This is a genomic window from Micromonospora noduli (assembly GCF_003264365.1).
Classification (GTDB): domain Bacteria; phylum Actinomycetota; class Actinomycetes; order Mycobacteriales; family Micromonosporaceae; genus Micromonospora; species Micromonospora noduli.
In genome coordinates, this window is the sequence record NZ_PYAK01000199.1 from 1 (window position 1) to 386 (window position 386).

1 protein-coding gene is annotated in these 386 nt (G+C 30.1%); it reads left to right on the forward strand.

Going from position 1 to position 386, the window contains the following annotated elements; translation table 11 throughout:
• On the forward strand, positions 1-186 hold a 186-nt coding region (locus GUI43_RS34380), incomplete at its 5' end, for a hypothetical protein (protein ID WP_211326815.1).
• Positions 187-386 lie beyond the last annotated feature (200 nt).

Consider the following 386-nt stretch of genomic DNA (forward strand, 5'->3'; position numbering starts at 1 on the left):
AACCTTACAGTGTGTTTTATATTAATTCCCATTTTACTCAGTTGGCAAACTGGACAAACATCTTTCTTCTCAGTGTCGATTATTTTTAATAGTTTACCCTCTCTCGGTGACGGCACAAAGTGTCCTTGTATTACTGTTGTATTGTCTTTTTTTTCTATGGTAACTAAAAAGAAAGAGAAAGGTTAGGTTAAGGGGTTCAATTAATCTAGTATGCAGCACCGTAAATACTTACTTTTCTTAACATTAACAACCGAAGACGTAAAAATAGCACGACTTCTAATATTGCTTAATACACTAGACTTTAAAATTGTTTTAATCATTGTATTTATAATAATTTCTGTTATTTAAATAACGAAACGACTAATAAATAAATCGACATTGAATTC